The organism is Methylomicrobium lacus (genome assembly GCF_041897535.1).
Taxonomy (GTDB): Bacteria; Pseudomonadota; Gammaproteobacteria; order Methylococcales; family Methylomonadaceae; genus Methylomicrobium; species Methylomicrobium lacus_A.
Window position 1 is genome coordinate 2,819,828 of record NZ_CP169217.1, and the last position, 14,632, is coordinate 2,834,459.

The window sequence follows — 14,632 nt, forward strand, 5'->3', positions numbered from 1 at the left end:
GTTAGCGAACAATAGAGGTGATGCCGAAAAATTGAACAGCCGGTTAAGTGGAACACCTACTACTTTTGAATGTCCAGAAAGTCGATAAAACGGAGCGGAAGATGTCAATCAAAATGGGAAGAAAACATTCGCCGGCTTTCAAAGCCAAAGTCGCCATGGCAGCGTTGGCGGGAGATAAAACCATGGCGCAACTGGCTCAGGAATACGAAGTTCACGCGAACCAGATAACCGGGGGGTAAGCGAAAGCTGACGGAATGCGCGGCCGAGGTCTTTCGGGCAATGGGGCACGGGCAATGGGGTCGTTCAAAGTAGCATAGATCATTATCATTCAAGATGATTAAATGTAAGACCCCGTCGTGCTCAAACTCGGTAAGCTGTCCGGCCATACCGACAAACTGTTCGTGGTCGACCAACAGGATGTCGTGAAAGGCGTGCTGCCGCTGTCGCGCCTGTTGACGCACTCGCCGATTCTATTCGTCGCAGACGCGATGGTGACCGATTTCGTGCAGTTTCAGGTCGACCAGGACGCCTCCGAAGCCTCGCGCGCTTTCGAACGCTACGATCTGATCTCGGCGCCGGTCGTCGACAGCAAAGGCCGGCTGCAAGGGCGGCTGTGCGTGGACAGCATCCTCGACTTTATCCGCGAGGAAAACGACGAAGACCGGCTGATCCAGGCCGGCGTCTCCGAGGAAGAAGACCTGTTCTCCAGCGTCTGGAAGAGCGCCCGTAACCGCTGGTCATGGCTGCTGATCAATGTCACGACCGCCTTCCTCTCGACCCGCATCATCGGCCTGTTCGAAGATACGATCCTGCAACTGGTCGCCTTGGCCTCACTGATGCCGATCATCGCCGCGACCGGCGGCAATACCGGCAATCAGACCAGCATCCTGATCATCCGCTCGCTGGCCCTGGGGCAAATCACCCCGCTCAACGTCAGGCGGCTGATCAGAAAAGAGCTGTCCCTCGCCTTGCTGAACGGCACCTTCATCGGCCTGGTGGTCGGTTCGGTCGCCTATTTCCTGTACCGGGACCAGGCGCTGGCCGGCGTAATGGCGCTCGCGATGTTTTTGAATCTCCTGGTCGCGGTCGTGGCAGGCCTTGCGATTCCGCTGCTCCGGCATAAGTTCGACAAGGACCCCGCCGCCGGCGCGACCGTGATGCTGACTTCGATTACCGATGCGATGGGATTTTTTATCTTCTTGGGACTGGCGAGTGTGTTTTTGTTATGAAAGCCGGCGCGCACTTGGTCTGACAGAATCAAACTTTAGGTTTGGGTTGAACGTGTTATTGACGGTCTTAGTTCGGTCAATTGCGAGTAACCGTTCACGCCCCCGAAGCCGAAGGCAAGCAAGCTAAAGCTGGGAATGGCAACCGGAAGGAGACATGCCCCTCCATCACCCCTTGCCAGCAAACCGTCCGCAGGGTCTGATAGACATTGACCTTGAGCCGCTTGCACGTCTCAATCAGGGACAACATCATCGGCCGAAACTGATTGCCCCGATGTGATTGCGTGAAGAAGCTGATTTTCCGCCAAATGACATACGGTCGCAGACTTTGCTCCGCAGCGTTGTTCGTCATCGGCACGCCTTGATATTTCAAAAACGTCCACAGCCGTGGGCTGTCGCGCAAAAGCTTGCGACAGGCGTGGCCGGTGCGCGTATCGCCATGGGTCGTTGCGGTGCGTTCCAGGGTGGCTTGAAAATGTTGGCGTAAGCGCTGCAAACGCCTTCGGTACAGCAAGGATTGGCAACCGCTGTGCTGCCAGCGCTTGCCGCAGTGCACCACCAGGCGGGCCAGGCGCAACAGGTAAGTGCCGTCTTCCCCGGCTTGTCCCGAACGTCCGGAGATTTTCTCCAGGTTGCGGATGATGTGTGCCCAGCAGTACTGATGCCGGTCGGCGTCATAATCGTTGTAAGCGCCGTGCCGGTCGGTGACCAGAATGCCGTCGAAATCGCCCAACAGTTCCCGGGCCGCCTGTTTGCCGCGCGAATAATGGGTCATAAAATAAGCCGCCTGCGGCGTGCTCAAGGACCACAGCCAGTAGCGGCTCTTCCCGCGAAAATGGCTGGTTTCATCGGCGTGAGCCACGCCTGCATCACGCACCTGGTCGCCAATCTGTTGGTAGACGGGCAACAGCCAGTCGATCACCGGCGCTTGGGCTTCGCTGATCGCGCCCAAGCTGAAATCCAGCTGCCACTGCTCCGCCAACAGGCTCTCGATTTGACGCAGACTCAAGTGGTATTGGCTGTTCAGCAGACTGATCCAGGCGATCAAGCCGGGGCCCATTTGCCCGCTCGGCACGTCGTCCGGCAAGGCCGCGCGATGACGCGCCTTGCACTGTCTGCAACACCCGCTATAACAACGGTGCTCGACCACTTGGTAACGCACTTCCGGCAAGTCGAAAACTTGATGTCGGCGATAGCCGTCCATGACGACCTCGCCGCCGCAAGCACACTGGCTCTGCGGATAATAATGTTCGATCCGATCCACCGCTGAGGCATCCAGCAAAGCGCGTTCGTGCTTGCCATGCCCCGGCTGCGCGCCTTTCGCACGCCCGGTCGGTTTTTTCGACGGCCGCTCTGCGCGTTGCTTGGGGCTGTCTTGCGACGGCGGCTTTGAGGAGTTCTCCGAATGCGTATTGAGCTGCTCTTCCAGCTCCGCTTGCCGTTTTTGCAGTTCGACCAAAAGCTGCCACAGCGCGGCAATGAGTTGCTGCGCTTCTTCGAGGCTCTGCGGGACTGGCGCCGGTTGACTGAGATCGATAACGAGTTTTGACATATCGCAATTTTCTAACAAGCGGCCTGGCTTTGGCAAGGGCGTGAACGGTTACAATTGCGATCATTCGACAATGTTAAGCCAATAGCGGGTTCCTACCTCAAAACTGTCATTTAACATTGGAAATAACCTGACGTAAAGAAACGTAGCAGAATTTGTGGATCGAGTTAATTTGTTTTGTTAGTGCCTTTATTTTCTTGGTCTTCAATTTTTTTAAGTGTATTAGGAATAAGAGTTTCGCTAAAGCCAGCAACGAAGCATATTGATAATATAGAAAATATTCCTGCATTTCCTTTTGTTAGTGATGTAAAGATGAGATCTGCTTTCAGCAATGTCAATATAGCTATCCCTCCTAGGAGTGAAAAAATTAATCTTTCAGATCCATAAAGAAAATACATGGCATTATTAAGAGCTTTTTCAAAAATAACTCTTTTATTCGTATTGATACTGATAATAACCCTCCAAAACCAGAAAATGTAACGCCGTATAAATAATCAAAAAGAGCCTTGTTTTAACTCATCTCGTTATACACAACTTGCCTAATCCTGTAAGCTACGCGATTTTTTCGAACCAAGGACAAGAAGGCAAATGGAGTGGGTGAAAAAGGAATTATCTGGAATCAAACTGGGAGATGAGCGTTTGAACAAAAGATCGGCGAAGCTGTTGAAAAGTTTTGCGTCGAAGCCGAGCGCGAGCATACCGACAGCCTGTGGAGGTTGGAGTGAGACCCTGGCGGCGTACCGGTTTTTCGGGCAAGAGGGGATTGCGTGGAATGACATTCTGCAGCCGCATATCGATTGCACCTTGATACGCAGTCAAGCCTATCCGGTGGTGCTGTGCCTACAAGACACCACGGAGCTGAATTTTAACGGACAGTCAATCGAGGGATTGGGGCCGTTGTCATATGAAGCGCAGCGAGGGATGTACTTGCATCCGACGTATGCGGTGACGCCAGAACGGCTGCCGCTGGGCGTATTGGATGCCTGGATGTGGGCACGGGAGCCGAAAGACGCCGATGGCGAGCGGCGTGGAATCTGTGAGAGCGCGCGCTGGCGGGAAGGTTACGAACGCGTAGCAGAGGTTGCGGAGGCACACCCGGACACGCGCTGGGTTTATGTGGCAGACCGCGAAGCCGACATCCTGGGACTAATGCAACGCGCCCATGCCCTGAAGAATCCAGCCGATTGGCTGATCCGATCCCAGCACAACCGCAAACTTGGGAAGGATGAGGCCAAGTTGTGGGAGCAGGTCGAACGGGCGCAGGTCTTGGGCGAGATTCGCTTTCATCTGCAGCCACGCCCGGGACAGAAAGGGCGCGAGGTAAGCCAACAGCTACGCAGCCTGCGTGTCGGCTTAGCCGATGGCAATGGTGGAACGTTTGAAGTGAGCGCTCTGTTGGCGCGCGAAATCGCCCCGCCTGAAGGCGAAAAGGCGGTGGAATGGCGCTTAATGACAAATCTTCCGGCGTCGACGTTGGACGCAGCGAGGGAGTTAATCGATTGGTACCGATGCCGGTGGGAGATTGAGATGTTTTTCAACATTCTCAAAAACGGCTGCAAGGTGGAAGCCTTACAATTGTCGGCGATGCCCCGCGTCGAGTTGGCCTTGGCTTTCTATCTGATTACCGCTTGGCGGATCGGTTACCTGATGCGTTTGGGGCGAAGCTGCCCGGAGATGGATGGCGAAGCGGTGTTCGAACGGGAAGAATGGCAGGCGGCCTGGCTAGTGGCGCGCAAACCCCTACCGGATAAGCCGCCGACTTTGAACGAGATCATCAGAGTGATTGCCGGTTTCGGCGGCTTTCTCGGACGCAAAGGCGATGGTGAGCCCGGCGCCAAAACACTTTGGATCGGTCTTCAGCGCGTCATGGACTTCGCCATCGGCATTCGCGCGATGCGGGAAGCTCAGAATTGTGTATAACGAAATGGTTTTAACTAACAAAATCAGTACTACGGTTTAAATATGTAATTACTGAAATAATTGAAAAAACAAAACTAATCCTACTGCCCCTCCAAAATAAGATATACGCCCAGTAAGCCTGTCTTGAAATTCTGAAATTATTTCGTTCTGAATATTTATAAGAATATTTCTAGCTTTTTCCGTATCTCCATAAATAGCTATTGAAATCGCATTGGCAGCTCGATGTTTATATGAAGAATCGGCGCCTGTTTTATTCATCACGGATTTAAATTTATCGAATTCGTCTTTTACTTGATCAAATAATTTAACGGGCTCCATATCTACTTCGTCTCTAGTATCTATAAGGACACGCAGCGATTCTATTGGGGATGGAGCTGCGATGTCATAAACAAGAAATTCGTCACCTTTAGCGTAAATTTTTACAATCTTTTCGCCTGCTGGATTATTTCCTCCAACAATATAAGAGTCCATTCTTTTCATTTGGTTTTCCAAATATTCATTATCTAATTCATTCGATCTTTTCATTTTTCTCATCCTATCAGGGGTGTAATCGATCTACAAGAAGCGCACATATATTTGGCTCACTGAATTTCTGAGCATATGCGCTATCTAACATCATCCTACGGCCCTTTAAGCGATTAAAGTAAGCCGCCTAGAAATAGGTGCAAAGATTGCTTAAAGAATAAAGCTGACATGCTTCAGCAAGCCGGCTTTTAACATCTCTGCCAACCGCTCTTATTACAGATTTTGTGTCGCAATACCGATCCCAATGTGATGTAATCGGTTTGCCGCTGGCAGGTTCGCCTTTTGTGGAGTAATGACGCAAGTAATCAACATAGGCGAGATGGTTATTTTCGATGGTATGACAAAAAGGTATTCCTCCTTTTAACACTGGCCTAACAATGGCGCCTTCCCAGTCCCTATACGCAATTCCAACCGCTGCAATTTGTTGTTTTAAAATGGCGGGTTCGGGGATGTCTAAGAGTTTGTTTTGGCTATTGACATAATAGAGCTTGCCAAGACCGTCGTTCGTATAGCCGAATGTGTCTCCCTTTGGAAATGCTTGGGAAATTATTTTTTCTAAAGGTTTATAGTTTGCTAGCTCGGCTTTTAGCGCCGCCCCTGGGGGGAGGAGGGGAACAATATCGGCTTTGTAGTCTAGGCGTTTTAGATAAGGCAGTTGTCCTGCATACTTTTCTGCTCTTTTGATGGTAACCGGGCGGGCTGCTTCAAAAGCGTAAATATCATCGGCCTTGGGCAAAGGCCATTCCTTGCCGCCTTCCTGCATTTTGATGGCAGCAATAATGGCGATAGCGCCACCCTTGCTGTGTCCGGTAATCATAAACTTGCGCTGGCCTTTATCATCAAGCAAGCGTTTTGCCTCTGGATTGGCTTTGAGATCTTCCTGGATGTAAGTCCAAGCCTTCAAAAATCCCGAATGGAAACCATCTTCTGTTGGCACGGCCTCGAAATTGTTAAGCCAATCTCTCAGCATGCTGATGTCGGTTGAACTATCCGGTATGGGGGGCTGTGTGCCTCTGATAGCAAGAATTAATTCGTTGGCTGTTCTGATCAGCACATAAGCATTTATGTCTTGATTGGTGTTGCCGTTGGGCTTAGGCCAAAACACCACATCTTCTTCAGCCAAGGATGAGAAGCTAGGAATTTCATTGTGCTGTTTAAGACATTGGAGTGCACTCCCTAAACTCCAAGTCGCCGGGACAATGTGGTAGGTGCAGTCAGCCGCCACCGCCATCCGGTAGGCGGTGAGTGTGTCAAGCCCCGCTGCATTGGCTTTCGATGTTTCGGAAAAGGCAAAAAATACGGCAATGTGAAACAGCAGTTTTAGAAATTTTGTTTTCTTCATCGCATGCTCCTTTAAATTTGCTCAGACTGGTAGTGATGCCGAAAAGGTTTGTCTGACATCAAGCCTGGTAGCCCCATAGGAGAGGCTTAGGAGAGGCTGAGGCGAGAAACCCATCGATAGCGAGCGATAGCTGTTTACCGTCAGTTCGATGGGCTTCTTTCGGCAGTGTTTTGTCTACGGACCTTCACCGCGCTTGAGGTGTCCTCCCAATATAAAAACCCGCTGCGCCCAATGCTATGCCGAGAGCACCGGCAATCTTTGTCACAATTGGGCCTATGCCGCCGGGAGTAAGCAACAGAACTCCTCCTATAATAATGGCATACGCCCATGTCAAAGGACCGATATTTTTCGCAAGATTACTCATGGTTCGTACTCCTGAATTGAGGGTCGCAATTAAAGAGTTTTCCCTAACGATGGCGCGACCGAAACATCGTTTAAGGAATATCACTAATCATTACAGGAAGCGGTGGGGCGAATTTTTATTCGGCTGAATATTATCAGTCAGGCTCATTCTCCTACTTAAGTTATCCGTTGGCAAGTGTTGTGCACTTATCCAGCGACAACGTGTAAGCAAGCCAAGGATGGGTAGAGGCGATAGCCGAAACCCATCAACCGGTCTTTTAGCCGATAGCGACGAAATTCAGGCATTTGTTTTCCGTAATTTCAAATTGATGAGTTTCGCTGGCGCCCTCGGCAACTGCTCCATGCGTTGCTCTAACTCCTACAACCTTGTAGTCGTACCCATCTACCGATCTTTTTGATCAACGCGCAACGTACCCGCCCCGGAATGCGCCCTTAAAGTCGGCACATACATCGCCTCGGCATAAACCGGCGGCACGTTGAAGACACCCGCGGCAGTCGCCTTGGCGCGGTAGCGGTATTCGGCCATCCCGGTGCTGACCGTACCGTACAGGAGCACCCGGTCCTCGCGCACATCGACATAATCGGCCGCCCAGTTGCCGGCGGTTTTGAGCCTATCCTGCCAGCGCGCGAAATTTTCCTCGCTCTCGCCGTCTTCCTCAGAATCCGTCCGCTCCCTCTCGGCAGGATTTTGCAGCACCGCTTCAAAACCGCCGGGCAACAGATCGACGATCGCGACATTGTCGATAAATTCACGGTCGACCGACCGCACCCGGATCAGGACCGTGACTTCCGCGCCCAAGGGAATCTTATCGAGCGGCTTGCCGTCGTCGTCCAGGTAGCTGCGGATGATTTCGAGGCCATTGCGCACCTCGGCGGTCGGCGGCCGTAAATCGAAGCCCGATTCGGCAACCGCGTAATACAGCGGCAGGCTGCCGTCGCCGGCGAATTCGAGCTCGGCCGTGTCGGCCGGAAACGATGCGCGCGGCGCGAAGTTTTGCGGCAGCGGCAGAAGTTTCCGCTGGCCTGAGCCGTCGATCGCGGTAATCGACAGTTTCCCGGCGATTTCGGGCGGCAGCACCTCCAGGTAGGCGTCGAATGCCAGGAGCAGATAAGCCGAGGACAGCGTGTTGAAGCGGTCTTCCTGCAATTGCTTGCCGATCGCCTCGAATAGCGAGGTCGGCATTTTCCGGAGCCGGTCCGGAAAATGTTTCGCCAGCACATAGAGCGTCTGACTTTGATAAATCAACGGGTCGTAGTACGCGGCGAAATCGAACGACCCGGCGAATTTACCCAGTTTTTCGGCGGGAACCTTGATCAGCTCGTCGGCAACCGACGGCTGTTGCAGCAACTGATAGCTGGCCGCGAGATAGACCGCGACCAGGTCGTTTTGCCATTCCTCTTCCCGATAATTCGCCCGCAGCGCTTCCCGAATCCCGGTCAGCGCCGCGGTCGTGACGGTGCCCTGGCGGGTCAGCAAATACGCGGCATAGGCGCGAGCGCGCAGGCCGGTCAGTTCAGACGACGGACTGGCCGACAGGGTTTGCAGGTAATTCAAACTGTGTTGCAGCATGTCGGCGGGAACCGGAAAGCCGTTCGCGGAGGCTTCGAGCAGCATGTGGGTCGCATAGACCGACACGAATTCATGCGCCTCGGGCGATGCGGTCCAGAGACCAAATCCGCCTTCGCTGTTCTGGCGGGTGCGCAGCACCGAAAACAGTTTCAAGAAATCCGTGCCGGTATCGCCGGACTCCGGCTTCTCGGCAAACTCGGGGCGCTTGGCCAGCACGATGCCCGGTATCGCCTTGCTGGTCAACTGCTCGGTGCAGTAGTGGCTGAAATTGTCCAGATAGGCGGTCAGCCCCGGCATCGCAACCAACGGCAGCACCGACAGCCCGGCGCTGACCTTGCGGTATTCGGGATACATCTGGCGGAGTCCTGTGATTTCCTGTTTGCCTTTGAACGTGCCGAGCCTCAGGTTCGCGATCTTCGGCGCGGCCGGACGCAGGCTCAGATGGCTGCTCAGTTTTGCCGACTTGCCGCCGCTCGTCGCACTGAAGCGCAATTCGGCGTCGCCGAGCAGCGCCTCCATACCCGCCCCGGCCTGCAGGGTGAAGGTCGCGACGCCTTCATGGCCTTCGGCGATGGTAAGCGTCTGTTCGGTGCCGCCCTTGATTTGCAATTGCGGCGGCACGGTCAGCGCGACCTTGACCTCGGCTTTCGCGCCGCTGCCCTCGACATGATTGGCGATGCCGGTGCTGACCGTGAATGCGTCGCCCGGCGCGATCATCGCCGGTACGTTCGGCGTGATGATCAGGTCGCCGCGCACCAGGGTCTTGCCGGTCGCGCTGGCGATCCTCAGGTCGCCGACCGCGACCGCGAAAATCTTCATGGCGCCGTTGAAGGTCTCGGGAACTTCGTAGCTGAATGTTTTCTCGCCGTCGATATCGACGATGCCGGACCAATACACGGCCGGCTTGTCGTGTTTGCGTTTGAACGGGTTCAGATAGGACGCGGCTTCCTCTTCCTCGCCGTCGCCGCCGGGCGCGGAGACTTGCAGCAGCTTTTTGAATTCGGGCAGGATCAGGTCGAGAATCTGCGCGGTCTTGACTTCGAGCTGGCGCTTGCGGAAGAAATGGCCGAGCGGGTCGGGGCTCTTGTAGCGCGCGACCTGCAGGATGCCTTCATCGACCGCGAACACGACGACCCTGGCCGGCCCTTCGCTGGTCAGCTTGATCGGCAAGGTCTCGCCGGGCCTGATCCGCTCCGGCGCAGCGATCGTCAACGGCTGGGTATGCGCGATCCGGCTGACCTTGAACGGCGCGACGCCGTAGGACAGGGGGCTCATGAAAACCTCGTCGGAGCCCGGATCGCGGATGAATTGCACCGACACATAGCCGTTGCCGACCAATTCCTGTGGCACTTCGATCGTCTGCACGCTCGATTGCGTGTCGGCATGAAACCAGGCGCTCGCATAGACCTTGTCGCGCTCGATCGTGATCAGTCCCGAGCCGGTATAGGGCGCGCGGATGTTCAGCTTGATCGTCTCGCCGGGCTCGTAAATCGGTTTGTCGAGGGTCAGTTGCAGTTCCGCATTGCGGTCCAGGGTTCTGGACACATTGCCGAGCCCTGCGACGCTGTAGGCGATTTTGGACAGTACCGCGCCCTCCGCATTGCGCACCTGATAGACATAGTCGCCCGGCGTGGTGCTGTCGAGCGCCAGCATATAGCCTTCTTTCGGCAGGCTCAGCTGGGATTTGTTCAGGCTGATTTCCTTGATCCGCGACTCGTAGCGGTAGGTGCCGTCGTCTTGACGGATCAACACCGACAATGCCTTGCGTTCGACCAGTTCGAGCGTCAGCTTGTCGACTGCGGTCTTTTGGAGAGTCGGGTCGATCGCGATCAGTTCGACGTTGCGCTTCGCATCGCGGGCGACGAACTCGAGCCCGCCGTCGGCCTTGTAGCCGATCAGATAGGGCAGGTCGGAGACCAGGATGTCCGCTTCGGCCGCGACGCTGCGCCCGCCTTTCGCCTCGAACGCGCGCGCCAGTAAATGCAGCTTGTAGGTTGCCTTCGCGTAGTTTTCGAGGCCGAGGTTGAAGACCGCATTGCCGTCTGCGTCGGTCTGAGCCGGATTCAGGTCCTGATCGTAACCTTGTTCGGCAAAGTGCGGGTCGTGGAAACGGTAATCCTTGAAGCGGGGGAATTCCGGCAGGCGGGGGCTCAGGGTCAGGCTGGCCTCGACGGTGCGGTCTTCGGCCGGCGCGCCGTATAGATTCTGCACGTTCACGGTCGCCTGCAAATCCTTCGGATGCAGCCAGCCCTCGGTGACCGGTTTCGAAAAGCGGATCGCCGCCTTCATCCTATCGGGCTGGAACTCCTCGACCTTGACCGACACCGAGCCGAGATGCTTGTCCGATTTGTTGTTCTTGACCGTGTACAGATTGACCGTATAAATGCCGGTCGGCGAACTTTCGAGCGTCGCGTGCGCGAGTTCGTTGAAGCCGCCCTGGCCGAGGTTCAGTTTGGTTTTTTTGACCGTAAGGCCGCGCGGGTCGAGGATTTCGGCCTCCAGCGGCAGGCCGGTCAGCGGCGTATCCCACTTCTCGGCCTTCACGATCATGCCGATATGAAATTCGTCTCCGGGACGGTAGATGCCGCGGTCCGAAAACAGATAGGCGCTGAGCTCGCCCGCATCAAGCGCATTGGCCGCGCCGCCGATTTCGAAGCGCGAAAGATTCAGGTCGCGGTCGTCGCGGCCGAGCGGCAGGAAGCTGCTGTCGCCTTGGTGGGACGCCAGGTACAGCACCGGTTCGCGTTCGCGCTCCAGGCCCGCGAGTTTCGAGAAACGATATTTGCCGTCCGCGTCGGTCTGGCCCTGCATCAGGGTCAGGCCGTTCTTGCCGATTACCGAGACCTCGACGCCTTGCTGCGGCGCGCCGGTCTGAATCGATTGCACGAAGACGACCTGCGAGCCGTCGAGTTCGGTCTTCACGATCATGCCGAGGTCGGTCACCAAGACCAGACGCTTCTCTTCCGGCTGGCCGGAATCGTCTTCGTCATCTTCGGTATCATCGTCCGATGCTTCGTCTTCCTTGACCTTGTCCGGATCGTAACCCTTCGCGGTCAGCAGGAAGATGCCGCGTTTCGGCTGGCCTTCCGCGTTGACCAGATAGTTCTTTAAATCGATTGCTTGATAATGCGGTTTGCCTTGGGCGCTTTCATCCAAAGGCAGCTTCAGTTCGAAACGTTCGGTCAGGTTGTCCTGGCCGACATCGCCGTGGAATTCGGGATGCGCGAAATCGCCCGAGGACTGCGTGATCAGGTGCTGCAACTGATCCGGCAACAGCCGGCCCAGTTCGACTTTCAGGCCCGGCACGTCGCGAGTCATCACGGCGATCTTCTTTTCGCCGCTCAGCGTCAACAGCGAGCCTTCGCCCATGATGTGCAGTTCCTTTGGAAACTCGGGCACTTGTAAAGTCTGATGGACCGGCTTCGGCAGTTGATAGCCGCCGAAAGAGCGCAGGTCCTTCGAAACCCTGATATAGAGATAACGGCCGACATCGGCATCGAGGCGGAACGCATGCGTCGTGCCGTACTCGTTTTCGGCCGGGATCGCATGCAGGTCGACGCGCGGGGCTGTTTTCAGAATGTCGGCGGTGACCTGGTCGGCGGACCAATAAGCCGGGTGATCGCGTTCTTCTTCCGGCGTCTTCGGATCAAATTCGGGCAGCAGCCAGGCCTCGACCGCCTTGGCGACCTCCCGCTCATGAATCGGCACCGAGGTATTCACGATCAATATCTGCTCCTGCTGGCCGGACTGGAGGTTCGGCGCGACGGTCAATTGCATGGCTTCGATCATTTGCTCGTCATACAGTCCCGGCACGCGCGCGGAGCTTTGCAGCTCGGACGGGGTTTCCGCCTCCGAGCCCTTGGCCTTGACGCCCTTCTGCAATAGGAAGCGAACCTGCTGCGGGTGCTGCGGAATCGCGAGCGGCCGGCTGTGGATGAAGGCGGTCAGGCCCAATTTGTCGTAGCTGACGGTAAAAGGGAGTTTCTCGGGTTTGATATTCGGATCTTTCGTGCTGACCAGCATCAGTTCGACCGCCTTTTCGAGCGAGGCGGTATCGACAGGGTGACTGAAGCGCACCTGAAATATCGCTTTCTTCAGCGCCGGGTCCAGAGGGTCCTGATAGAATTCGGATTTGTCGAGCGTGGCGGTGAAGGCCGGCGCATCAAACGCAAACTCGTCGCGCGCCAACCGGATTTGTGCCGCGACCAGGTTTTTTTCGAAGGTGACTTCAAATTTTTGCCCGACCGGCCATTCCTTCTCCGGCTGTAACTCAAGCCGCCGGTCGTCCAGCCAGCGCCAGCGGCCCTTGACCTCCGGCCTGATCGTGACGCCGCCCGCAATGTCCTTGCCGGCCATCTTCAGCGGCGCCACCGATCCCGCGAACGTGATCACCAGCGGATTCGGTTTGGCGTTCTTTTCCTCGATCTTCATCCGCTTAGGCGCCTCGACCGAGAAATCGATCGTGACCGGCTTCGGCCGCGTCTCCCACCAATGATAGCCGTACCAGCTAGCGCCGCCGGCCGCCGCGGCCAGCAGCAAAGCCGTAACGCTTTGCCAGAGATGGCCTTTGAGATAATGAATACGTGCCGTGAACCGGCTGTTTGATCGTTCGACCCAGGCCGGCCTGTCCCAATGCCAGACGCCGAATAGAGCGCGCCAGCCCAGTAAAAAATAGTTCCATAATAGGGACAACACCGCGAATAATCTGGCCATCGATCCATTCTCCGAAGCAAGAGACAACGACAAAAAAGCAACTGAGATTTTACTCCATTCAATTCATTAAGTGCACCAGCGATTTGATGTTGAGGCGGGTATTTTGACGGCTGCTAATGCCGAATCACGGCTCGCTGTACGCTTTACATTTCGTATCCTTTGTCATCGCGCAAGGCACAAAACGTATGCAATTAGTGATAATCCAGATAATCGACTAAAACAACATTTTAACCACTTCCTTAGCCACTACCTACGCGGCTTTTCAAATCGGTTCGTCGCTACGATTTTCTCGATAAGCTGTTCGACATCCTCCAGTTCATGCTCATAGATACCGGTGCGATACGCTTCGCCCGTTGTTTCGATATGCGAGGCCAGCAACGGCTCGCCCTTTTCGCTGATCTTGATCCGGGTCAGGGTCGATAGCCCCGGTTGCAACGGATTTTTGCGCAATTCTTCCGCATCGAGGCCGATCCTGACCGGTATTCGTTCGGCGATGTGAATGAAGTTGCCGGTCGCATTGTCTGTCGGCAGCAGCGCGAACGAACTGCCGGTGCCGGGGTTGATGCCCTGTACGCGGCCGTGGTAGATCCGTTCATCGCCGTAGGCATCGATCCGGATTTCGGCGGACTGTCCGGGCCGGATCGGGGCGATCTGGTTTTCGAGGAAATTCGCTTCGATCCAGAGGTCGTCGAGCGGCACGATCACCAGCAAAGGCGCGCCGGGCTTGACCATGTCGCCGATCTGCGCGCGCCGTTTCGCGACGTAGCCGGAGACCGGGGCGACGATGTTGCGGCGGCGGAATTCCAGGAAGGCCCGGCGCAGTTTGCTTTTGGCTTTTTCGACCGACGGATGCCGGTCGACGCCGACGCCCTGCACCTCGGCTTCGACGCCGGCTTTTTCGGCTTCGGCCTCCTTGATCGCGGCTTCCAGTTCGCGGATTTTGTCCTTCGCGTTTTGCACCTGCTGTTCGGAGGCGGCGCCGTCCTTGAAGGCGGCAAGGTAGCGTTGCAGGTCGTGGCGGACCTGGTTCAGGGCGGCTTGCCGGGCCTCGATGCGCTGGCTGAGGGTCGCGATGCCGGCAGTCAATTTTTCGATACGGCGCACCGTTTCGCCGAGCTCGGCCCGCGCTTGTTCGAGATCCAGTTGCGCGCGGACGCCGTCGAGACGCACCAGCACCTGGCCCTGACGCACCTGCTGCGTATTTTCGGCGAGGATTTCGACGACCGTGCCTTCGGTTTGCGCTTTCAGGGTGATCAGATGCCCGGTTACGAAGGCGTCGTCGGTCGCGGCCCAGTCCCTGGTCGTATACCACCAGTAGCCCAACGCGGCGGTGCCGGCCAGCAGCAGGGTCATAGTCACCGCGGCCAGGCGGCGCTGGCGCAGGCGGATGATTTCCTTGGGTCTTATCGTTTTCTGCATCGGAT

General features: G+C 55.9%; 9 protein-coding genes and 1 pseudogene. 3 read left to right on the top strand and 7 right to left on the bottom strand.

Annotated features, from left to right (window positions below; genetic code table 11):
• Window positions 1-101: 101 nt before the first annotated feature.
• Window positions 102-230 (top strand): annotated as a pseudogene (locus ACEPPP_RS12400) (transposase); the annotation flags it as partial.
• Window positions 231-356: 126 nt separating this feature from the next.
• Window positions 357-1,229, top strand: coding sequence for a magnesium transporter (locus ACEPPP_RS12405; RefSeq protein WP_374087132.1), 873 nt, complete (start codon window positions 357-359; stop codon window positions 1,227-1,229).
• Window positions 1,230-1,323: 94 nt separating this feature from the next.
• Here the strand turns inward: ACEPPP_RS12405 and ACEPPP_RS12410 are convergent, their stop codons facing one another.
• Both ACEPPP_RS12410 and ACEPPP_RS12415 read right to left on the bottom strand, forming a co-directional pair.
• Window positions 1,324-2,778, bottom strand: a complete 1,455-nt coding sequence (locus ACEPPP_RS12410) for an IS66 family transposase (protein WP_374086375.1) — start codon at window positions 2,776-2,778, stop codon at window positions 1,324-1,326.
• A gap of 164 nt (window positions 2,779-2,942) precedes the next feature.
• Window positions 2,943-3,113: a hypothetical protein gene (locus ACEPPP_RS12415; RefSeq protein WP_374087134.1), complete on the bottom strand. Its 171-nt coding sequence runs from the start codon at window positions 3,111-3,113 to the stop codon at window positions 2,943-2,945.
• Window positions 3,114-3,363: 250 nt separating this feature from the next.
• Between ACEPPP_RS12415 and ACEPPP_RS12420 the strand changes: the two genes are divergently transcribed.
• Complete coding sequence (locus tag ACEPPP_RS12420) at window positions 3,364-4,695, top strand: IS4 family transposase (RefSeq protein WP_374086177.1); 1,332 nt, start codon at window positions 3,364-3,366, stop codon at window positions 4,693-4,695.
• Between the two features lie 48 nt (window positions 4,696-4,743).
• On the opposite strand, the gene ACEPPP_RS12425 is transcribed toward ACEPPP_RS12420, so the two are convergent.
• The 5 genes from ACEPPP_RS12425 to ACEPPP_RS12445 form a co-directional block, all read right to left on the bottom strand.
• A complete protein-coding gene (locus ACEPPP_RS12425; RefSeq protein ID WP_374087135.1) occupies window positions 4,744-5,220 on the bottom strand; it encodes a hypothetical protein in 477 nt (158 codons plus the stop codon).
• 127 nt (window positions 5,221-5,347) lie between these two features.
• Window positions 5,348-6,562, bottom strand: coding sequence for a hypothetical protein (locus ACEPPP_RS12430; protein WP_374087137.1), 1,215 nt, complete (start codon window positions 6,560-6,562; stop codon window positions 5,348-5,350).
• Window positions 6,563-6,746: 184 nt separating this feature from the next.
• Entirely contained in the window at window positions 6,747-6,926 is a 180-nt protein-coding gene (locus ACEPPP_RS12435) for a hypothetical protein (RefSeq protein ID WP_374087138.1), read from the bottom strand.
• Window positions 6,927-7,307: 381 nt separating this feature from the next.
• Window positions 7,308-13,208, bottom strand: coding sequence for an alpha-2-macroglobulin (locus ACEPPP_RS12440; protein WP_374087140.1), 5,901 nt, complete (start codon window positions 13,206-13,208; stop codon window positions 7,308-7,310).
• Window positions 13,209-13,454: 246 nt separating this feature from the next.
• Window positions 13,455-14,627, bottom strand: a complete 1,173-nt coding sequence (locus ACEPPP_RS12445) for an efflux RND transporter periplasmic adaptor subunit (protein ID WP_374087142.1) — start codon at window positions 14,625-14,627, stop codon at window positions 13,455-13,457.
• Window positions 14,628-14,632: the final 5 nt, after the last annotated feature.

Bases quoted from the DNA above. Each gene is read 5' to 3' on its own strand.
- ACEPPP_RS12445 (WP_374087142.1), bottom strand. From the start codon at position 14,627: ATGCAGAAAACGATAAGACCCAAGGAAATCATCCGCCTGCGCCAGCGC.
- ACEPPP_RS12410 (WP_374086375.1), bottom strand. From the start codon at position 2,778: ATGTCAAAACTCGTTATCGATCTCAGTCAACCGGCGCCAGTCCCGCAG.
- ACEPPP_RS12440 (WP_374087140.1), bottom strand. From the start codon at position 13,208: ATGGCCAGATTATTCGCGGTGTTGTCCCTATTATGGAACTATTTTTTA.
- ACEPPP_RS12420 (WP_374086177.1), top strand. From the start codon at position 3,364: ATGGAGTGGGTGAAAAAGGAATTATCTGGAATCAAACTGGGAGATGAG.
- ACEPPP_RS12435 (WP_374087138.1), bottom strand. From the start codon at position 6,926: ATGAGTAATCTTGCGAAAAATATCGGTCCTTTGACATGGGCGTATGCC.
- ACEPPP_RS12430 (WP_374087137.1), bottom strand. From the start codon at position 6,562: ATGAAGAAAACAAAATTTCTAAAACTGCTGTTTCACATTGCCGTATTT.
- ACEPPP_RS12425 (WP_374087135.1), bottom strand. From the start codon at position 5,220: ATGAAAAGATCGAATGAATTAGATAATGAATATTTGGAAAACCAAATG.